The sequence below is a fragment of the Streptomyces sp. NPDC020845 genome (assembly GCF_044334165.1).
Lineage (GTDB): Bacteria > Actinomycetota > Actinomycetes > Streptomycetales > Streptomycetaceae > Streptomyces.
This window is the reverse complement of record NZ_JBIRSJ010000014.1, coordinates 177,162-196,291: the sequence shown is the minus strand read 5'-3', so window position 1 is coordinate 196,291 and position 19,130 is coordinate 177,162. Positions and strand designations below refer to the sequence as shown.

The 19,130-nt window shown below is 71.0% G+C and carries 18 protein-coding genes and 1 pseudogene; 9 read left to right on the top strand and 10 right to left on the bottom strand.

The features are described from left to right. Positions 1-65 precede the first annotated feature (65 nt). Entirely contained in the window at positions 66-665 is a 600-nt protein-coding gene (locus ACH4U7_RS34865) for a helix-turn-helix domain-containing protein (protein WP_398531777.1), read from the top strand. A gap of 25 nt (positions 666-690) precedes the next feature. Here the strand turns inward: ACH4U7_RS34865 and ACH4U7_RS34860 are convergent, their stop codons facing one another. Continuing rightward, on the bottom strand, positions 691-2,055 hold the full coding sequence (locus ACH4U7_RS34860) for a hypothetical protein (protein ID WP_398531776.1): 1,365 nt from the start codon (positions 2,053-2,055) through the stop codon (positions 691-693). A 95-nt stretch (positions 2,056-2,150) separates the two neighbouring features. Between ACH4U7_RS34860 and ACH4U7_RS34855 the strand changes: the two genes are divergently transcribed. Next, the gene (locus ACH4U7_RS34855; protein ID WP_398531775.1) at positions 2,151-2,642 is read left to right on the top strand and encodes a MaoC family dehydratase; all 492 of its coding nucleotides are present in this window, start codon (positions 2,151-2,153) and stop codon (positions 2,640-2,642) included. Between the two features lie 17 nt (positions 2,643-2,659). Here the strand turns inward: ACH4U7_RS34855 and ACH4U7_RS34850 are convergent, their stop codons facing one another. The 7 genes and pseudogenes from ACH4U7_RS34850 to ACH4U7_RS34820 all read right to left on the bottom strand — a co-directional run bounded on the left by ACH4U7_RS34850 (position 2,660) and on the right by ACH4U7_RS34820 (position 9,947). Beyond that, positions 2,660-3,628, bottom strand: a complete 969-nt coding sequence (locus ACH4U7_RS34850; RefSeq protein WP_398531914.1) for an ornithine cyclodeaminase family protein — start codon at positions 3,626-3,628, stop codon at positions 2,660-2,662. Between the two features lie 58 nt (positions 3,629-3,686). Further along, a pseudogene (gene dmpG, locus ACH4U7_RS34845) lies at positions 3,687-4,697 on the bottom strand (4-hydroxy-2-oxovalerate aldolase); the annotation flags it as partial. Between the two features lie 5 nt (positions 4,698-4,702). Next, positions 4,703-5,644: an acetaldehyde dehydrogenase (acetylating) gene (locus ACH4U7_RS34840; protein WP_398531774.1), complete on the bottom strand. Its 942-nt coding sequence runs from the start codon at positions 5,642-5,644 to the stop codon at positions 4,703-4,705. Beyond that, positions 5,631-6,548: an HpcH/HpaI aldolase/citrate lyase family protein gene (locus ACH4U7_RS34835; protein WP_398531773.1), complete on the bottom strand. Its 918-nt coding sequence runs from the start codon at positions 6,546-6,548 to the stop codon at positions 5,631-5,633. The genes ACH4U7_RS34840 and ACH4U7_RS34835 overlap by 14 nt, the downstream gene beginning before the upstream one ends. After that, positions 6,545-7,825 carry an aminotransferase class I/II-fold pyridoxal phosphate-dependent enzyme gene (locus tag ACH4U7_RS34830; protein ID WP_398531772.1) on the bottom strand — a complete coding sequence of 427 codons (1,281 nt, stop codon included), beginning with the start codon at positions 7,823-7,825 and terminating at the stop codon, positions 6,545-6,547. Before ACH4U7_RS34830 ends, ACH4U7_RS34835 begins: the two co-directional genes overlap by 4 nt. Beyond that, the gene (locus tag ACH4U7_RS34825) at positions 7,822-8,688 is read right to left on the bottom strand and encodes a cupin-like domain-containing protein (RefSeq protein ID WP_398531771.1); all 867 of its coding nucleotides are present in this window, start codon (positions 8,686-8,688) and stop codon (positions 7,822-7,824) included. The genes ACH4U7_RS34830 and ACH4U7_RS34825 overlap by 4 nt, the downstream gene beginning before the upstream one ends. Positions 8,689-8,723: 35 nt before the next feature. Next, the gene (locus ACH4U7_RS34820) at positions 8,724-9,947 is read right to left on the bottom strand and encodes an MFS transporter (protein ID WP_398531770.1); all 1,224 of its coding nucleotides are present in this window, start codon (positions 9,945-9,947) and stop codon (positions 8,724-8,726) included. Between the two features lie 247 nt (positions 9,948-10,194). Between ACH4U7_RS34820 and ACH4U7_RS34815 the strand changes: the two genes are divergently transcribed. The 5 genes from ACH4U7_RS34815 (at position 10,195) to ACH4U7_RS34795 (ending at position 15,402) form a co-directional block, all read left to right on the top strand. Further along, positions 10,195-11,703, top strand: coding sequence for an aminopeptidase P family protein (locus ACH4U7_RS34815; RefSeq protein WP_398531913.1), 1,509 nt, complete (start codon positions 10,195-10,197; stop codon positions 11,701-11,703). 247 nt (positions 11,704-11,950) lie between these two features. Beyond that, the gene (locus tag ACH4U7_RS34810) at positions 11,951-12,592 is read left to right on the top strand and encodes a peptide deformylase (RefSeq protein ID WP_398531769.1); all 642 of its coding nucleotides are present in this window, start codon (positions 11,951-11,953) and stop codon (positions 12,590-12,592) included. A gap of 371 nt (positions 12,593-12,963) precedes the next feature. Beyond that, positions 12,964-13,719 carry a GNAT family N-acetyltransferase gene (locus ACH4U7_RS34805; RefSeq protein WP_385614737.1) on the top strand — a complete coding sequence of 252 codons (756 nt, stop codon included), beginning with the start codon at positions 12,964-12,966 and terminating at the stop codon, positions 13,717-13,719. A gap of 110 nt (positions 13,720-13,829) precedes the next feature. Then, positions 13,830-14,585, top strand: a complete 756-nt coding sequence (locus ACH4U7_RS34800; protein WP_398531768.1) for a lysophospholipid acyltransferase family protein — start codon at positions 13,830-13,832, stop codon at positions 14,583-14,585. A 160-nt stretch (positions 14,586-14,745) separates the two neighbouring features. Beyond that, on the top strand, positions 14,746-15,402 hold the full coding sequence (locus tag ACH4U7_RS34795; RefSeq protein ID WP_398531767.1) for a LuxR C-terminal-related transcriptional regulator: 657 nt from the start codon (positions 14,746-14,748) through the stop codon (positions 15,400-15,402). A gap of 105 nt (positions 15,403-15,507) precedes the next feature. Here the strand turns inward: ACH4U7_RS34795 and ACH4U7_RS34790 are convergent, their stop codons facing one another. Both ACH4U7_RS34790 and ctaD read right to left on the bottom strand, forming a co-directional pair. Continuing rightward, positions 15,508-15,849, bottom strand: coding sequence for a hypothetical protein (locus tag ACH4U7_RS34790; protein WP_398531766.1), 342 nt, complete (start codon positions 15,847-15,849; stop codon positions 15,508-15,510). Further along, on the bottom strand, positions 15,846-17,507 hold the full coding sequence (gene ctaD / locus ACH4U7_RS34785; protein WP_398531765.1) for a cytochrome c oxidase subunit I: 1,662 nt from the start codon (positions 17,505-17,507) through the stop codon (positions 15,846-15,848). The genes ACH4U7_RS34790 and ctaD overlap by 4 nt, the downstream gene beginning before the upstream one ends. 105 nt (positions 17,508-17,612) lie before the next feature. Here ctaD and ACH4U7_RS34780 point away from each other — a divergent pair, with 105 nt between their 5' ends. Together ACH4U7_RS34780 and ACH4U7_RS34775 are read left to right on the top strand one after the other, a co-directional pair. After that, positions 17,613-18,161 (top strand): RNA polymerase sigma factor, encoded by a 549-nt coding sequence (locus ACH4U7_RS34780; RefSeq protein WP_398531764.1) that lies wholly within the window; start codon positions 17,613-17,615, stop codon positions 18,159-18,161. Then, complete coding sequence (locus ACH4U7_RS34775) at positions 18,158-19,129, top strand: CU044_5270 family protein (RefSeq protein WP_398531763.1); 972 nt, start codon at positions 18,158-18,160, stop codon at positions 19,127-19,129. The genes ACH4U7_RS34780 and ACH4U7_RS34775 overlap by 4 nt, the downstream gene beginning before the upstream one ends. The last annotated feature ends 1 nt before the right edge of the window (position 19,130 follow it).

The following is a 19,130-nucleotide window of genomic DNA, read 5'->3' as shown; positions in this document are numbered from 1 at the left end:
GGCGGGCGGCGCAGCGAGATTTCGACGACTTGACAAAGCCAGTTGCCGGACCGGCAAATAGAAGGGTGACGGATGAGGATTTCTCGCATGTGCTGACGGGTGTCGGGCCGCGGCTGAGGTCGCTGCGCCAGGCGCGTGGCGCCACGCTGTCCCAGCTGAGCGAGACGACCGGGATCTCCGTGAGCACTCTGTCGCGCCTGGAGTCGGGGCAGCGCAAGCCGACCCTGGAGTTGCTGCTGCCCCTGGCCAAGGCCCATCAGGTGCCGCTGGACGAGTTGGTCGGCGCGCCCGCCACCGGTGATCCGCGTGTCCATCCCCGGCCCTTCACCCGGCACGGAAGGGTCTTCGTACCGCTGACCCGCCACCTCGGCGGGCTGCACGCCTACAAGATGATCCTGCCCGCCGGGCAGACGCCCGAGTCCGAGGGCGCGCGGCTCGAGCAGAAGGCGCACGAGGGGTACGAGTGGCTGTATGTGCTCTCCGGCCGGCTGCGGCTCGCGCTGGGCGAGCACGACCTCGTTCTGACCGCGGGCGAGGCCGCCGAGTTCGACACCCGTGTCCCCCACGGCTTCGCCGGTGCGGGAGACCAGCCCGTCGAGGTGCTGAGCCTGTTCGGGGCGCAGGGCGAGCGGATGCACGTACGGGCCCGCCCCTCGGGCGGCTGAGGGCGGCATGGGCGCGGCCACGCGCTCAGACGGCCACCACGCAGTCGTCGGAGCTGTTGGTGCCCAGGACACTGACGATCCCGGCGGTGCCATCGCCGAAGAACCGGGAGAACATGCCCGCCGGGCGCCCGCCGAACAGCAGCGGCCCGAACACCGGGGCCACTTCGACGTCATGCGGCTCCCCGGCGCCGTCGGCGACCATCGCCAGCCGGCAGCCGCGCGGCGCCACGTACTCCTGCACCACGCTGGTACCCGTCCCGGCGGCCGCGGCCACCGCTGCCTCCCACTCCGCCTGGCCGGTCTCCCGGCCGATGACGACCTGCTTGCCGCTCATCCCGATGCTCGCCTTGAGCACCAGCAGCTCACGGTTGTCCACGGCGAAGGGGACGAGGTCGACCTTCCGCCCGCCCCGGTTCGTCCAGCGGTGGGACAGGACCCGGGTCCACGGCAGATATCGGTCGACCAGGGCCCGCTCCGCCGCGCTCATCCACGGCCGCCCCTCCGACAGCAGGCCCATGGTCAGCTTGCTGGACAGAAACGTGGAGGTCTGGGTCCCCACCAGCACACAGCCGTGGTCCAGCGCGGCCTGTACGGGCGCGGTGTCGATGCCCAGCTCGACCCAGTCCGGGATGGTGAAGTTCCGCAGCCCCAGCGGATAGCGCAGCCGCGGTGGACAGTCCCATGCCTCGTGCAGATCCTCGGGCTCGAAGAAACGCGCCGTCAGGCCATGGCTGTTGAAGTAGTCCGCCTCCACATCGAAGTACCGGGTGGACTCCACCCCCTGGTCGCGGGCGCTGCCCACCAGGGCCACCCGAGGCGCCGCGGCCAGCTCCGCACACAGTCCCCGGAACATCTCGGCGCGCACGGCGAACGGGTCCTGGTAGCCGAACGGCACCCGGCCCGCGTCGTCGGCGTAGAGCCTGCGCCACACCTCCAGGCGGCAGTGTGTCTCCACCGGGCCGCCGAGCGCGCCGCTGACATTGAACTCCAGAAAACGCGGCCCGTCCGGCCCGATCACGATGTCCGGCCGGGTCACACAGTCCGCGTAGCGCTCCTCGACGAACTGGTCGGCCACGAACAGCTGGTGTTCGCTCGCCGGCATGCGGTACGCCGCCAGCCTGCCGTCCGTGGTGGGCGCGGACTCCAGGGCGGTACGGCGCACCAGGTCGAGCAGCGCGGCGGTGGCGCGGAACAGTTCGGCGTACGATGCGCGCGGCAGCGCGATCGGGGCGGCGGGCAGCAGCGGCTGATACGGCCAGCCGGTGTCCCGGATCTCGGTGCGCAGCATCTCCCGGATGGTGTCCGCGGACGCGGCGGGCTTCAGCCGGTGGCGGCCGAACCACGGGTGTCCCGACGCCCCCGGTGTGCCGATGTCCTCGAGCGCGCCCACCCGGCTTCCCCCGAATCCCAGACGATCTCAATTCGCCTTTGCCCACCGCGAATTGGCCGAACGTCAGCATAGTCGGCGCCGCTACGCTTGGTGGCATGACGCTGCGCCGGGTCCGGGACAACGAGTACGTCGAAGAGCACGGTGGGGACTACGAGGACTTCGAGCCCGGCATGGTGATCAGGCACTGGCCGGGCCGGACCATCACCGAGACCGACAACACCTGGCTGACCCTGCTGACCATGAACCAGCACCCGCTGCACTTCGACCGGGCCTACGGGGAGGGCGCCGAGTACGGGCGGGTGCTGGTCAACAGCGGGATCACGCTGTGTCTGGTCGGCGGTATGACCGTGCAGGCGCTGTCCGCGCGCGCGGTGGCCAACCTCGGCTGGGACAAGGTCCGCTTGAAGGAGCCGGTGTTCGTCGGCGACACGCTCTACGCGACCAGCCGGATCCTCGGCAAGCGGCGGTCCAAGTCCCGGCCGGGGCAGGGGATCATCACGGTGGAGACCACCGGCGCCAAGTCCACCGGGGAGACCGTCATCGTCTTCGAGCGGTCCTTCATGGTGCGCTGCCGCGAGGCGGACTGACTCACCCCGGCTCCGACTCACCCCGCCTCCGTGCTCGCGGCCTCGTGGAGCGCGGCCGCGGCGGCGGTGTCCTCGATGGCCATGCCCACCCCACGGAACACCGAGGTCCGGCCGTCCGCCGCGCTCGCCCCGGTCACCAGGGCGCCCAGTTCATGCAGTTCGGCCACGTCGATCAGCCCGTCGGCCAGCGCGGCCCGCACCTCGCCCGCGTCCTCGAGCGCGGCGGCCCGCTCCTCCACGACGACGAACGCGGACGCGAGCAGCGCCGGGTCGACCTCGATCGCGTCCTCGTGGGTGCCGCCGATCACGTTGATATGCGCCCCGGGGGCCACCCAGTCGGCCGCCACCAGCGGTGTCCGGTCATCGGTCGAGGTGGCCGTGCAGATGACGGCAGCGTCGGCGACGGCGTCTCGTGCGGTGTCGCACACCGAGACCTCAACCGGACGGCCCGGGTGGCCCGCTGTGGCGCGGATCCACTCCGCGAATGTCTCCGTACGGGCCCGGGTGCGGGAGAACACCCGGACCGAGCGGATCGGGCGTACGGCGGACACGGCCCGCACCAGCGCCCGCGCCTGCACCCCGGCGCCGAGGACGGCCAGGTCCTCGGCGTCCTCGGGGGCACAGAGGCGGGTCGCCAGGCCGGCCACCGCGCCGGTCCGGACGGCGGTCAGCTCGGCGCCGTCCAGCAGCGCGGTGATCCGCCCGGTGTCCAGGTCGGTCAGCACGACCACGCCGTGGATCAGCGGCAGTCCGCGGTCCGGGTTGTCCGGGGTGAGCGTGGTGATCTTGACGCTGCCCACCCCGCGCCGCTCCCACACCGCCGTACCGGCCAGCAACTGCCGCCGCGGACCGGGATCACCATGTTCACCATGACTGCCGTGCTCGATGATCGTGCGGGCCGGGGACCGCGTCCGGCCCGCCGACAGATCGGCGAACACCTCGGCCAGCGCGTCGATCACCCGCACCAGCCGGTCCCGGCCCGCCATGTCCCGCGCGCCGATGGTCACCGGCCCGGCCCCTCCCTCCCGCTCGGTCTTGGCACGCTCATGGGGTGACCTTCCGGGCGCTCAGCTCGGCCACCACATCGACGATCAGATCCTCCTGCCCGGCGATGGCCTGCCGTCTGCCGAGCTCGAAGAACACATCGCGCGGATCGACTCCGGCCCGCCCGGAGTGGTCGAGCACCTGGTGTTTGAATCCGGAGAACACCCCGGCCAGACCGCTGACGATGGACAGCGAGCCGGTGACCGGCGGCGCGGGCATCAGCTCCCGCCCGGCGAACTCGGCGGCGTCGAGCAGCGCGTACAGATCGATGCCGGTGGCGAACCCGGTGCGCTCCAGCACCGGCACCACCACCTCGAGCTGGGTGTTCCCCGCCCCGGCGCCGAAGCCGCGCGCGCAGCCGTCGATGATCCCGGCCCCCGCCTCGGCGGCGGCCACGGAGTTGGCGACGGCCATGCCGAGGTTGTTGTGGCCATGGAAGATCACCGGTACGCCCAACGGCCCGACGGCCTCGACCATCGCGCCGATCCGGTCGGTGACGTCCTGCGGCAGAAAGTGGCCCGCGGAGTCCATGATGCCCACCGCCCGTGCCCCGTACCCGACCGCGCGCGCGGCGTGCTCGGCCAGTTCGGCGGGGGTGGCCATATGGCTCATCATCAGCACGCAGTGTGCCTCCGCGCCCTGCTCCGCCAGCAGCCCGAGGTGGCGCTCGGCCAGCGAGGTCTCGGTGCAGTGCACACCGATGCGGATCACATCGGCGCCGTGCGCCACGGCCTTGCGCAGATCGTCGGAGGTGCCCCAGCCGGGCAGCATGAACACCCCCATTTTGCTGTGCCGCAGGGCTTCCCGCACGGTCGACAGCATCTCGTCGTCACTGACGGCGGCCCGCCCGACCTGGAGGGAGGAGGCGCCCAGGCCGTTGCCGTGGCCCACCTCCACCACCGGGATCCCGGCCGCGTCGGCCGCCTCGGCGTACCCCCGCAACGCCGCCACGCCGAGTTGGTGCCGCACCGCGTGCTGGCCGTCGCGCAAGGTGGGGTCGTACATCACCACAGACCTCATCGGCCCACCGCCGTCCGGGCGGCCGGGGCGAGCCGGGCCGCGTGCTGCTCGGCGACCAGGATGGCGGCCGAGTTGATGATGTCCAGGTTTCCGGCGTACCGGGGCAGTACGTCGCTGTCCGCGGTGACCTCCAGGGAGACCACGACCCGGTCGCCGGTCACCGTGCAGGCGATGACCTCGTACCCGGGCTGATGCGCCCGCACCCGCTCGGCGGCGTCGTCGACCAGGGCGCGCACCGCCACGGCGTCGGCCCCGGGGACGATCGCGTGGACGGCGGTCCGGAAGGTGGCCGGGGGCGCGGCCGGGCTGATGTTGAGGATCGCCTTGGTGTCGCGCACGCCTGCGAGCGTGGTGAGGGCGTGCTGGGTGGTGGCGATGTACTCGTCGAGGTTGAGCCGGGTGGCCCGGCCCGCGATGGTGCCGGCCACGGTGGAGACGGCCTCGATGTACGCCACCTCGAACCGCTGGGCGAGGGCGTGGGCGATCGGGATCGACGCCTGTCCGCCACAGCTGATGAGGCTGACGTTGCGTCCGGCCGGCGGGCGGGTCCCGGTCACCGTGGGCACCACCATCCGGCCGACCCGGCTGGGGGTCAGGTCGATCAGCAGCGTGTCCAGCGGCTGGAGCAGCCGCCAGTGTTCGGCGTGCGACATCGCGTTGGTGGCGTCGAACACCACGTCGTACGGGCGCGGGGCCGCGAGGATCGCGTCGATGCCCTCCGCCGTGGTCGGACAGCCGAGCTCGGCGGCGTACCGTAACCCCTCGGACTCGGGGTTGCGCCCGGCCACCAGGCCGCAGTTCAGCACGGTGGAGCGGTGGACCTTGCCGACCAGGTCCCGCCCGATGATCCCGGTGCCGATGACGGCGACGGTGATGGGCGGGACGGTGGCGGGCCCGGCGGTGGCGGGCCCGGCGGTGGCGCGCTCAGCGACGGTCATGGCCCGCCTCCTCGCCGTCGTCGCCGACACCACCCGCATCGCCGGTGCCGCCCCTCCCGAACCGCTCGGCCCAGGCGTCCCCGCGCGCCACTGTCGCGCGCGCCATCCGGGCGAACGGCGGGCCGACCATGTTCCCGTCCAGGACCGCGATTCCGCCGTCCGCCGCCCGTACGGCCTCGGTCACCCGCCGGGCCAGCCGCAGCCCGGCCGGGTCGGGCCGCAGGGCCCGGTTGATCGCGGCCAGTTCGCTGGGGTGCACGGTCACCTTGCCGTGGAAGCCCAGCTCGCGCACCCGGTCGATCTCCTCGGCCAGCGTTTCCGGCTCGGCCAGCCGGAAGTTGGCGGTGTCGATCAGGGCGGTGCCGTGCCGGGCGCCGGCCAGGGCCATCGCCTGGCGGGCGGCGAGCAGCCCCGCCCAGCTGATCTCGATGCCCAGGGCGGCGGCCAGGTCCGCCGAACCGAGGATCAGCCCGTCGGCAGCCGCCGCGATGGCGTCGACGTCGGCCACGGCGGCCGGGGTCTCCACGGTCACATAGATCTGCGGGCGGGCCCCCGCCGAGGCGAGGGTGTCGCGCATCAGCGCCACCTCGACCGCGGACTTCACCATCGTCATCACGATGAAGCCGGGCTTGACCGGGCATTCGGCGAGCATCACGAGGTCGTGCACCGCGTCGATGGTGCCCAACTCGTTGACGCGTACGGCGGCGTTCGCGGGCTCCGGCGCCTTCTCCAGCGCCGCCCGGCACACCCTGCGCGCCGCGGCCTTCTCCGGTGGCGGAACGGCGTCCTCCAGGTCGACCAGATGCACATCCGCGTCATAGGACCACGCCCCCACGACCCGGTCGAGCGACAGCGCGGGCGTGTACAGGATGGAGCGCGGGATCGCCCGGGCGGTGCCCGTCATCTGGCCCCCTCCACCGGCACGGATGCCTGCTCCGGCACGGGGGCCGCCTGCGGGACGCCCACCTCGGCCAGGGCCGCGCACAGCCCGCGGATCTGCTCCTCGGTCTGGCCCGCGCGGAGCATCACCCGCAGGCCCGCGGTGCCGCGGGGGACGATCGGGAAGAACACCGGGGAAACGTAGAACCCGGCCCGGTACACCCGGCGGCCCGCCTCGATGACCGTCTCGTCGCTCATCGGCACGAGACGGATCGGGAACGTCGTCCCGGTCTGCTCGGTCTTGATGTGGCTGTCGAACAGCGCGATATTGGCCCGCAGCCGCCCCTGGAGCTCGGTCAGCTCCTCGGTGCGGTGGATCTCCGCCGAGGCCAGCGAGGCCCCGACCGCGGCGGTGTTCATCGGCTGCGAGTAGCTGAGGGCACCCGCGAACCGCTCGACCACGCGCAGCGTTTCCTTCGGGTAGCCGTCGAGCAGGATGGCCGCGCCGCTGGTCCCGAACGCCTTGTTCAGGGTCGCGACGGTGATCGTCCGCTCGTCCAGCACGGGGCAGTGCGTGCGTACGTAGCCGATGCCGCGCTCCCCGTACGCCGAGAGGGAGTGCGAGTCGTCGTAGTACACCAGCAGGCCGTACTTCTCCTGCAACTCCGCCAGTTCCCGCACCGGCGCGTATCCGCCCAGGCTGTCCGAGCCGTCCACGACGTAGGCGACCCGCTCGTACCGCTTGCACATGTCCTCGAGGAACCCGAGGTCGTGGTGGCCGCAGCTGACCACCTCCGTCTCGTCGGCGCAGGCGGGTTTGGCCCCGGCCATGGACACATGGCAGTTCTTGTCGAACACCATCAGCGGTCTGACCCCGTTGCCCAGATGTCCGGAGGCGATCAGCGGCAGCAGTCCGGCGCTGGCCACGCCGGCCGAGATCGCGGCCACCACGTCGGCGCCGAACAGTTCGCCGAGCGATGCCTCCAGCTCCAGCAGCGCCGGGATCTGCACCCGGCTGCGCGGAATGCAGTGGTCCAGCACGCCGAACCGGCGCAGCGCGGCGACCGCGCCCTCGATGACCTTGGGGTGTGAGTCCAGGTCCAGATAGGAGCAGCAGGTGAAGTTGGTGAACTCGTGGCCGTCCTCGGTGTGCAGCACACTGGGGTTGACGTCGTCGAGTTCGGCCACGATCCCGGCGAGGCCGTTGCGCTCGGACAGGTCCCAGAAGGCGTTTCCGACGCCCACGGCCTTGTCGTTGTTGCGGTAGCGGTGCGTGGGCTCGATGGTTTTGCGCCCGCTCATGACGCCGCCTCGGCGGGCTGGTAGTTGTAGACGCCCTTGAGCTTGCGGTAGGCGGCCGTGTAGAGCGCGACGCCGAGCACATACGGTCTGCGGAGGATCTTCGGGTCGCGCAGCCAGAAGTTCATGTTGATGTTCATCTCGTCCAGTGATTCGGCCTGGTGCCACCAGCCGAGCGGGAGGTAGAGCATCTGTCCGGGCTCCAGGATCAGCTCCCGGCGCTCGGCCAGTTTGGAGACGAGTTTGGGGAAGCGCCGCCGGTCGACCTCGTCGAAGTCGAAGGCCCTGGACTTGTCGCCGAACCCGCGCGCGATCGACCTCGGGTAGTACTCCAGGAATCCCGGGGGTGCCAGCACGAACCGCTTACGGCCTTCCAGCGCTATGTTGAAGTTCTCCAGCTCGTCGAAGTGGCTTTGGGTGAACACTCCGCGGTGGCTGATCCACAGGTTGGCGGCGTTCAACGAGCGTCGGTAGTCGAACAGTTCTCCGGCGTCAAAGCCGAGGATCGCGTCGACATCGGCCGGGCTGTTGCGGATGTTCGACACGATACGGTTCCAGGTGCCGGGGTCGGTCTGGTATCGGTCGTCGTCGAAGAACTCGCGGAGCCGGATCTCCTTGGTGGTCCACCGCCGTGAATTCCGCTTGTCGCTCGGCTCGGTGAACAGGGTCACCTTCATGTTTCCAAGGCGCTCGGCCACGCCTTCTCCGCCGAGGCCCCGGGCGCCTTTCGGTAATTCGATCACCACGGGGACATCCGCCCGGATGAGGGCCCGCCGCCCGAAGGCCATGAACTCGTCGAACGAGAGACGGGGAACCGGTAATCCCCCGAGTCCCTTCCGCTCGGACACGCCATGCGCTGTGCTCACAACTCAGTCCTCACGCTGTCGTAACGTCATTGTTCTCAAACGGTGGTTCCCGAAGCCGCTTCCGGGGCCGGCCTCGTCCTCAGAAGCGCCGACTGTCCTACGAGGCTCAGCCCCATGGCGAGGATCCCGCCGCCGACCGCCGCCCACGCCGCCTGCTCGAAGCCGCCCGGGTCGGCCAGCCGCCCGCCCACGGCCGTGCCCAGGGCGATGCCGAGGGCCCCGGCGCTGGTAAGCCACGAGAACCCCTCCGACAAGGAGCCCTGGGGGGCCAGCGACTCCAGCAGTGTGCTGCCCGCGATCAGCCCCGGGGAGATCGCCACGCCCGCGACGACGGCGAGGAGGCCCATCACCAGCAAGGAGTCCGCGAAGGCCAGGGGGATCACGCCGAGGGTCAGCACGGAGGTGGTGATCGAGAGCAGCCGCGCCTGTGAGAGCCGCCAGTTCACCGCCCCGTAGACCGCCCCGGCGATCAGGCTGCCCACCGCCGTCAGGGACAGGAACACCCCGGCAAGACCCGAGGCCGACCGCTCCTGGGCGAACGCGATCATCGTGACGTCGACCGCGCCGAGCAGAAATCCCATCCCCGCGTAGGAGACCATCAGCACCCGCACCCCGGGCACCGCGATCGCCCGCTGGGGGCCGCGGCCCGGGGTCGGTTCGGGCACCGGCTCGGACCGGCGGTGCAGCGCCAGGGCGATGGAGCCGGTCAAGGTCAGGACCGCGCAGGCGATCAGGCCCGCGGCCGGGTGCACTGCCGAGGCCAGGGCGGTGGCCAGCAGCGGCCCCAGCAGGAAAATCGTCTCGTCCAGCATGGATTCCAGGGCATAGGCCGTCCGCAGCGCTCCCCGGTCGGCCATCGCCGCCCACCGCGCCCGCATGAACGAGGTGAACGAGACCGAGGCGCATCCGGTGGCCACCGCCGGGACGATCAGCAGCCACAGCGGGGCCTCCAGCAGGATCGACACCAGCAGCAGCGCCATCCCCACCGCATGCGCCAGGCACGCGGTGAGCAGCACCCGCCGCTGGCTGAGCCGGTCGGCCAGCCGCCCCAGCACCGGGCTGGCCACGCCCTGCGAGACGAGCATGGCCGCGGCCACCGTGCCGGCGTCCGCCAGTGACCCGGTGACCGAGGAGATCAGCATCACGCAGCTCAGGGACCGCATGGCGATGGGGAATCGACCGACCATCCCCCAGAACGCCAGCGCGGCGGCGCCGGGCGCCCGCAGCAATCGGAAATAGGACCCGAGCCCGGAATTCAAGCTCGCTGTGCCTTCGGACACCCTGCCCCCGTCAGTGTGAAACGGCCATTCCGAAAATTACTGACGATCTCGATCCGGAAAACTCAAGGAACGCCACAGGTTCAGGAACGAATTGTTCCGCACCGACCGTGTCGACCCCTGTTCCCCCGTTCCGCCCGCTCAATACAGCGAATCGTCATAATAGGCGGGCCGTCACCCGGTTGGCCATGGGGAGGCGGCCGTGACCGATTCGACCGAGGAGGCAGTCGTGACCGAGCGGACGTCCGAGAGCCAGGGGCCCGAGCGGGAGCTCCAGGCCCCGGAGGGCCCGGAGGGCGAGCAGTCCGAGACCTTACGGCAGCGCAAGAACGGCCTGGGGCGAGGTGTGAGCGACGAGCTCGCCGAGAACATGAAGCAGGGCTGGGCCGACACCGAGCGGCACGACCTCGAGCCCATCCCGCAGGCCGCGCACACCGCCCGCCGCCGCGCCGCACTCTCCGCCCGTTTCCCCGGCGAGCGCCTGGTGATTCCCGCCGGCCGGCTGAAGGTCCGCGCCAATGACACGGACTACCCCTTCCGCCCCTCCTCCGACTACGTCTATCTGACCGGCGGCCGGCCCGCTGAGTGCGCTGACGGCGTTCTGGTGCTGGAGCCCCGGAGCGAGGGCGGCCATGCGGCCACCGCGTATCTGCTGCCCCGCTCCGACCGTGAGAACGGCGAGTTCTGGCTCTCGGCGCAGGGCGAGCTGTGGGACGGCCGGCGCAACAGCCTCACCGAGAACGAGAAGCTTCTCGGCCTGCCCTGCAAGGACGTCCGGAAGCTGGCCGACGGGCTGAAGGAGGCCACCGGCCCGGTCCGGGTGCTGCGCGGCTACGACGCCGGTGTCGAGGCCGCGTTGCACGACAAGGTGACCGCCGAGCGCGACGAGGAGTTCCGCGTCTTCCTCTCCGAGATGCGCCGGGTGAAGGACGAGTTCGAGATCGCCGATCTGCGCTTCGCCTGCGAGGCCACCGCGCGCGGCTTCGAGGATGTGGTCAAGGTCCTCGAAGCGGCCGAGGCCACCTCCGAGCGCTATATCGAGGGCACGTTCTTCCTGCGCGCCCGCGTCGAGGGCAACGCCGTCGGCTACGCCTCCATCTGCGCCGCCGGTCCGCACGCCACCACCATCCACTGGGTGCGCAACGACGGCCCGGTCCGCCCCGGTGAACTGCTGCTGCTCGACGCGGGCGTGGAGACCCGCAACCTCTACACCGCCGATGTGACCCGCACCCTGCCCATCGACGGCCGCTTCACCCCGATCCAGCGCAAGATCTACGACGCGGTGTACGACGCGCAGGAGGCCGGAATCGCCGCCGTCAAGCCCGGCGCCGGCTACCGCGACTTCCACGAGGCCGCCCAGCGGGTGCTCACCGAGCGCCTGGTGGACTGGGGCCTGCTCGGCGATCTGTCGGTGGACAAGGCGCTCGAGCTCGGTATGCAGCGCCGCTGGACCCTGCACGGCACCGGCCACATGCTCGGCCTCGACGTCCACGACTGCGCCGCGGCCCGTACCGAGATGTACGTCAACGGCACGCTGGAGCCCGGGATGGTGCTCACCGTCGAGCCCGGGCTGTACTTCCAGCCCGACGATCTGACCGTGCCCGAGGAGTACCGCGGTATCGGGGTGCGGATCGAGGACGACATCCTCGTCACCGACGACGGCACCGAGAACCTGTCGGCCGGCCTGCCCCGGCAGGCGGACGAGGTCGAGGCCTGGATGGCCGGCCTGAAGGGCTGACGCCACTCCCCACCGTCTGGGATGCACTCCCCACCGTCTGGGGTGCGAGGCTGCCGCCCCGCGGCGCACAACGGGGAGAGTCACCGCGGAGCGGCAGCCGACCCGAGTCGGCGCGACCCGGGAGAGCCTCCGGAGGCGTGGGTTCCCCGGAGGCTCTGCCGGGGAGTACGGACCCGGGCCCCGTATTGTTCAGCCTTCCACCACATTCGGTTTGCCGCGGCGGCCCGGCCCTTGCCAGGCTGTCCCCATGCCGACCGCCCCGCTGCCCGAGCTCATCGACGAACTCCTCGCCAGCCCCCGCCCGTTGCCGATCATCGCCGCGGGAGTCCCGGTCCTGCGCAGGCCCGCCCTTCCGTACGAGGGGCAGCTGTCCGCCGGGCAACTGGACCGGCTGGTGCGGGCCATGCGGGAGACCATGCAGGCCGCCCCGGGGGTCGGCCTGGCCGCCCCGCAGCTCGGCATTCCGCTGCGGATCGCGGTCATCGAGGACCCGGCCGAGGTGAACGCGGAGGTGCGGGATGCGCGCGGGCGGGTGCCGCTGCCCTTCCGGGTGCTCGTCAACCCCTCGTACGAGCCGGTGGGCGACCCCGGCCGCCGGGCGGCGTTCTTCGAGGGCTGTCTCAGCGTGCCCGGGTGGCAGGCCGTGGTCGCCCGCCCCGAGCTGATCCGGCTGCGGGGCCAGGACGAGCGGGGGCGTGAGCTCGACGAGGAGTTCGCGGGGTGGCCCGCGCGTATCGTCCAGCATGAGACCGACCACCTCGACGGCACGCTCTACCTCGACCGGGCCGAGACCCGCTCGCTCGCCTCGGCGCGCTCCGTCGCCGAGCTGTGGTCCCAGCCCACCCCCGCCGACGCGGCCCGCGCGCTCGGCTTCCCGCTGCCGGGCTAGGGCCTGTCGTCAAAGGGGGCGCCCTGCTCCCGACGCCTGGCACGGCGCCTCGCTGCGTTGTCGCACCGCCCGAGTACGCCCAGTACGAGGACGATGCTCCGCCTTGCGATCCACCGCGCCAGACGCCGCTCGCGGCCGGACGCCCCCTTTGATGACAGGCCCTAGGCCGAGCGGTAAACCCCGTCTGGGACGACGCGTGGGCGTCGCCCGGGTGGACACCACATGTGGCGCCCGTGGCGGCACACGTTCGTCATCGTCCGGCAGTCGTCGAATCACCGTCCGGACACTGCCGCGTTCTCGTGCCGGGGCAACACTTGCGAAGCCATTCCAGGCCTTCGCTGGTGCTCGACTCCCCTGAACGGAGAACAGGAATGCATGTGCTCTCGACGACTTCGGTTCCGGCGGACGCCCGCTCCTACGTCACCTCGATCGCGGACACCGAAGAGCAGATCCACGCCGCCCAGCGGCTGCGCTACCAGGTCTTCGGGCAGGAAAAGGGAGCCCGGCTGCACACCGTCGGCGACCGGGACGTGGACGAGTTCGACGAGGTCATGGACCATCTGATCGTCACGGACACGTCGACGGACACCGTGGTCGGCACCTACCGGCTGCTGCCGCCCGGGCGCAGCGAGCGGCTGTACTCGGAGACCGAGTTCGATCTGCGCGGGCTCCCGGACGAGATACGTCTCTCGATGGTCGAGGCGGGGCGGGCCTGTGTCCACCCCGACCACCGCTCGGGCGCGGTGATCAATCTGATGTGGGCCGGGCTGGCCCGGTATGTGCTGCTGTCCGGCCACCGCTATCTCGCGGGCTGCGCCTCGGTCCCGCTGGCCGACGGCGGGCAGGCCGCCGCGGACGCCTGGCTGCTGGGCACCACCCGGCACGCCGCGCCCGCCGATGTGCGGGTGCTCCCGCGCGACCCGTGGATGCCCACCCGGGCGCTGGTCGCCGAGCCGGGCTACGCCGCGCTGCCGCCGCTGCTGCGCGGCTATCTGCGGGTCGGGGCCTGGATGTGCGGGGCGCCGCAGCACGAGCGGGACTTTGACGACGCCGACTTCTTCGTGCTGCTGGACACGGAGAAGATGAACGACCGCTATCGGCGCTACTTCCTGGGCGAGTCCCGGTGACCCTGCCGGTGCCGGCGCCCTCGCATGCGGGGGCGCCGGGAGATATACGGGATACGGGGGCCGCCGGATCCCCGTGGACCGCCTGGTCACCGTGTAGTACCACCCGCTGTGTGGCGCACGCCGCCGCCCGGGTGCCGGCCTCGCGCGTGGCCGGGCGCGCCGCGTCCTTCGCCCGGGTGGCGGCGGGCGCGCTGCTGCGCGGCAAGCGGCTCGCCGAGCCCGACACGCTGCGGGCCCGCGCCGCGGCGATGCTGGACGCCCTGGACATCCGGCTGGAGGTGCACGGCGGGCCGCTGAGCGTACCGGGCCGTACGGGCACACTGGTCGTCGCCAACCACATCTCGTGGCTGGACATCATCTCCCTGCTCGCCGTGGAGCCGGTGACCATGCTGGCCAAGCGCGAGGTCGGGGAGTGGCCGGTGGCCGGCTCGCTGGTGCGGCGGGCGGGGACGCTGTTCATCGACCGATCCACCCTGCGCGGGCTGCCGGACACCGTCGCGATGGTGTCCGGGCAGCTGCGTTCCGGCCGTTCGGTCATGGTCTTCCCGCAGGGCGTCACCTGGTGTGCCGGAACGGGCGGCAGCTTCCGGCGGGCCACCTTCCAGGCGGCGATCGACGCGGGGGCGCCGATCCGGCCGGTGACCCTGGACTACCTTCAGCATGGAGCGCCGACCACGGTGGCCGCCTTCGTCGGCGAGGACGACTTCGGCAGCTCCGTACGGCGGGTCCTGCGCGCCACCGGGCTGACCGTGCGGATGCGGATACACCAGCCGCTGTCGGCCCTGCCGGGCGTGGACGACCGGCGGAGCCTCGCCGCACAGGCCCAGGCGGCCGTCTGCGGAACGGAGTTGTCCACGCACGGCTGAACCCCAGGCAAAACTCCACTCGGGCAGAAACGGGCGCAAGTCTTTCGGAAACGGTCAGTGGCAATGGGGCGTGGCGTTGGTATACACCTTGAAGCGGATCTAAACACCCGTCACCAGAATCCACAGCCGTTGCCGATACGACAGAAAGTGGTGACTACCCTTGGCTGCCCACCCCCACACCGCCCAGGTCACCCCCGATCGCCCCAAAGCCTCCCAAGGGGGCGGCCGGTACGCCACCGGTATGGCCACCCTCACCTCCGACCTGCGGATCCTCGCGGGTGACGACGACTTCTTCCGCCACTTCGGCGGTTCGTCGGCGGAGCTGTGCGGCCGCGATTTGTTCGATCTGCTGCACCCCAGCGCCCCTGCCGTGCTGCGCGAACACTTCTCGCGTCTGCACGACGGGCGGCGCACCCGGTTCACCGAGCGCGTCGTCGGATGCCGCACGGACGGCCAGGTGTTCTCCGGCGATCTGACCGGTACGGCCATCGAGGGCCCCTCGGATCAGCTGTCCGCCATCGTCGTACTGGTCAAACCGGACGACGAGGCGGTCCTCGACGAAGCCACCACGCTGCGGCGGCTGTTGCTCTCCCCTCTGGAGGCCCAGATACTCGAAGGGGTGGCCACCGGCGCCTCGACCGTACAGCTGGCCTCCAAGCTCTATCTGAGCAGGCAGGGCATCGAATACCACGTGAGCTCGATGCTGCGGAAGCTCAAGGCGCCCAACCGCGCGGCCCTGGTGTCCCGCGCATACTCGGCGGGCATGCTGACGGTCGGCACCTGGCCGGCCAGAGTGCTCCCGGACTTCGTCAAATAGCCCCCCTCACGGCGGCACGTCGGGGGCGTGCCGCCGAGGGAGGCTTCGAGAGCTCGGACTCCCCACCTGCCCGCTGGGAGGTGCCCCCTGCCGGGGACATATCCGCTACCCCGCTGCGAGCGTGGTGGCGACGATGGTCAGTGCGACCCCGCCGAGCAGGGCGGCCACCAGCAACCGCAGCCGCAGCCGGCGGTAGATCCCCTGATACTCCGCGCGCAGTTCCTCGGCGCGCCGCGCCACCTTGTGCAGGTTCTGTTCGGTGAGGTCCCACTGGTCCTGCGCATAGAGGCGTTCGACCTCCTCGCGCTGGGCGACCGTCAGCCAGTCCAGCCGGCCCACGAACCGGCGCGCACGGTCGCAGGCCCGCTCGCGTTCCGCCTGGAGCAGCAGATAGCCCTCCAGTTGGCTGATGCCCATGGCGATATCGCCGGGCCACGGGGCGCTCATATCACCGACTCCCGCTCGGCGACCTCCGGGTGGTGCAGATCGAACGCCGGGGATTCGGAGCGGATCCGGGGCAGCGAGGTGAAGTTGTGCCGCGGTGGCGGGCAGGAGGTGGCCCACTCCAGCGAGCGGCCGTAGCCCCACGGGTCGTCGACCTCGATCTTCTTGCCGTACTTGGCGGTCTTCCAGATGTTGTAGAAGAACGGCAGGATCGACAGGCCGAGCACGAAGGAGAAGATCGTCGAGACGGTGTTCAGCGTGGTGAAGCCGTCGGCGGCGAGATAGTCCGGGATCCTGCGGATCATTCCTTCCGTCCCCAGCCAGTGCTGGACGAGGAAGGTGCCGTGGAAGCCGATGAACAGCGTCCAGAAGGTGATCTTGCCCAGGCGCTCGTCCAGCATCTTGCCGGTGAACTTCGGCCACCAGAAGTGGAACCCGGCGAACATCGCGAACACGACCGTACCGAAGATCACGTAGTGGAAGTGGGCCACCACGAAGTAGGTGTCCGAGACGTGGAAGTCCATCGGCGGCGAGGCCAGGATGACGCCGGTCAGCCCGCCGAAGACAAACGTGATCAGAAAGCCGACCGTCCACAGCATCGGGGTCTCGAAGCTCAGCGACCCCTTCCACATCGTGCCGATCCAGTTGAAGAACTTGATACCGGTCGGCACCGCGATCAGGAACGTCATGAAGGAGAAGAACGGCAGCAGCACACCGCCCGTGACGTACATGTGGTGTGCCCACACGGTCACCGAGAGGCCCGCGATCGAAATCGTCGCGCCGATCAGGGAGATGTAACCGAACATCGGCTTGCGCGAGAAGACCGGAATGACCTCGGAGATGATCCCGAAGAACGGCAGAGCGATGATGTACACCTCTGGATGGCCGAAGAACCAGAACAGGTGCTGCCACAGCAGCGCCCCTCCGTTGGCCGCGTCGAAGACATGCGCCCCGAACTGGCGGTCCGCCTCCAGCGCGAACAGCGCGGCGGCCAGCACCGGGAAGGCCAGCAGCACCAGCACACCGGTGAGCAGCACGTTCCAGGTGAAGATCGGCATGCGGAACATCGTCATGCCCGGGGCGCGCATGCAGATGATGGTGGTGATGAAGTTGACCGAGCCGAGGATCGTGCCGAAGCCGGAGAAGGCCAGACCCATGATCCACATATCGGCGCCCACACCCGGCGAGCGGACCGCGTCCGACAGCGGCGAGTACGCGAACCAGCCGAAGTCGGCCGCGCCCTGCGGGGTGAGGAACCCGCCCACGGCGATCAGCGAGCCGAACAGGTACAGCCAGTAGGCGAACATGTTCAGCCGCGGGAACGCCACATCAGGCGCGCCGATCTGCAGCGGCATGATCCAGTTCGCGAAGCCGGCGAACAGCGGTGTGGCGAACATCAGCAGCATGATCGTGCCATGCATGGTGAACGCCTGGTTGAACTGCTCGTTCGACATGATCTGGTGGCCCGGGCGGGCCAGCTCGGCGCGCATGAACAGGGCCAGGATCCCGCCGATGCAGAAGAACGCGAACGACGTGACGAGGTAGAGCGTCCCGATCGTCTTGTGGTCGGTGGTCGTCAGCCACCGTACGGCCGCGGAACCGGGGCTCGGGCGGCGCGTGGGCAGGGGCGCCGGTGCCGCGACAACACTGTTGTTACTCATGCCCGCTAGGTGTCCGGCACCCCTCCCGACCGTCACAGGGGAGGCGGAAAAAAGAAAACTTCATAGGGGTGTGATGATCGAAGGCATGCCGGACACCTACCGGGCATGAGCCCCGACGAAGCCTTCGACACCGCCTACCGTGAGCATTACTGGGCGGTGAGCCGCTTCGTGGCCCGACGGCTGGACGGCCAGCCGAGCGAGGTCGAGGAAGTCGTCGCGGAGGTGTTCGCCGTCGCCTGGCGGCGCCGCCGCGAGCTGCCCGAATCGCCCTTGCCCTGGCTGTACGGGGTGGCGCGCAACTGCCTGGCCAACGCCGTACGCGGGCGCGGCCGGTACCGCAGGCTGCTCGCCAAGCTCGGCCATCACGAGGTGACGGGAGGTCGGCGCAGCGTGCCGAGCCCGGACGCCGAGCAGCCGGGCTCCTGGGTGCTGGAGGCGCTGGACCGGCTCACCGAGGCCGACCAGGAGGTGCTGAAGCTGACGGCGTGGGAGGAGCTGACCGTCGAGGAGCTGGCCACCGTCCTGGGGTGCGGCCGGTCGGCCGCGGCCATGCGGCTGCACCGGGCCCGGCAGCGGCTGCGGGCGCAGATCGACACGGTGCGCGGGGCCGTCCCGGTACCGGCGCGGACGAGCACGAAGGATGAACGGAAATGACCGACGAACTCGACCTGCTCCGCGGCGCCGACCCCGTCCCCGCCGACGCCGAGCGCTGGCGGGACCGGCCGCTGGACTTCGACGGCGAGCGGCGGCTGCGACAGCTGGTGTCCGGGGCCCGGCGCCGCCGTACGGTCCGACGGGTCGTCATGGGCGTGGCCACGGCGACGGCGGGGGCGGTGGTCGCCATCGCCCTGACCGTCTCGGGCCCGGCCTCCTCCCCGGCCGTGGCCGCGCCGGTGGCGCTGCGGCCGCACGCCTCCGCCGCCGATGTATCGCTCGCGGAGATCGCCGGCCGGGCCCGGGCCGCGGCGGCCGCCGAGCCCGGGAAGTCGGTGCGCGGCAGCCATGTCCAGGACTGGTCGATGGGCCTGGAGTCGGGCAAGGACGCGGTGACGGTCCCCCAGGAGACGCTGACCCGCTGGAACGCGGACGGCAGCGGCTCGCTGCTCGTGGTCGCCACCGACCCCCGCCACCCGGGGCGCCCGGTCATCGACGACGGCTATCCGCCCCGTACGGTCCACGACGGCAAGGTGGTGCGCCGGGAGAGCTACCCGCCGGGCATGGACGGCGCGAACCAGAGCTACTTCGAGCCGCCGCCGGCCGGCGCCGCCGCGCTGCGCGACTATCTCGCCGTCTGGCACCCGGGCGCGGACCGCGACCCGGACGAACTGCTGGGCGCGGTCCAGGACTTCCTCCGGGTGTGGACTCCCGGCCCGCGTGAGATCGCGAACCTGGCCACCCTGCTCTCCCGTGACGCGGGCCTGCGCCCGGCCGGCCGGGTCACCGACCGGATGGGCCGGGAGGGGCAGGCGTTCGTACGCACCACCGCCGGGCTGCAGCAGATGGTCATCCTCGACCCGGACGACGGAAGGGTGCTCGACATGGAGGAGACCTGCACCCGCGACGACCCCGAGTACCGGCTCAAGGCGGGCGATGTGTTCTCGTACACGGCCTGGTTGTCGTAAG

What these genes read in the sequence shown, in the direction of transcription:
- ctaD (WP_398531765.1), bottom strand. Translation starts at nt 17,507, where the DNA reads ATGAGTAACAACAGTGTTGTCGCGGCACCGGCGCCCCTGCCCACGCGC.
- ACH4U7_RS34775 (WP_398531763.1), top strand. Translation starts at nt 18,158, where the DNA reads ATGACCGACGAACTCGACCTGCTCCGCGGCGCCGACCCCGTCCCCGCC.
- ACH4U7_RS34855 (WP_398531775.1), top strand. Translation starts at nt 2,151, where the DNA reads ATGACGCTGCGCCGGGTCCGGGACAACGAGTACGTCGAAGAGCACGGT.
- ACH4U7_RS34835 (WP_398531773.1), bottom strand. Translation starts at nt 6,548, where the DNA reads ATGACGGGCACCGCCCGGGCGATCCCGCGCTCCATCCTGTACACGCCC.
- ACH4U7_RS34780 (WP_398531764.1), top strand. Translation starts at nt 17,613, where the DNA reads ATGAGCCCCGACGAAGCCTTCGACACCGCCTACCGTGAGCATTACTGG.
- ACH4U7_RS34840 (WP_398531774.1), bottom strand. Translation starts at nt 5,644, where the DNA reads ATGACCGTCGCTGAGCGCGCCACCGCCGGGCCCGCCACCGCCGGGCCC.
- ACH4U7_RS34805 (WP_385614737.1), top strand. Translation starts at nt 12,964, where the DNA reads ATGCATGTGCTCTCGACGACTTCGGTTCCGGCGGACGCCCGCTCCTAC.
- ACH4U7_RS34850 (WP_398531914.1), bottom strand. Translation starts at nt 3,628, where the DNA reads ATGGCGGGCCGGGACCGGCTGGTGCGGGTGATCGACGCGCTGGCCGAG.
- ACH4U7_RS34830 (WP_398531772.1), bottom strand. Translation starts at nt 7,825, where the DNA reads ATGAGCGGGCGCAAAACCATCGAGCCCACGCACCGCTACCGCAACAAC.
- ACH4U7_RS34790 (WP_398531766.1), bottom strand. Translation starts at nt 15,849, where the DNA reads ATGAGCGCCCCGTGGCCCGGCGATATCGCCATGGGCATCAGCCAACTG.
- ACH4U7_RS34810 (WP_398531769.1), top strand. Translation starts at nt 11,951, where the DNA reads ATGCCGACCGCCCCGCTGCCCGAGCTCATCGACGAACTCCTCGCCAGC.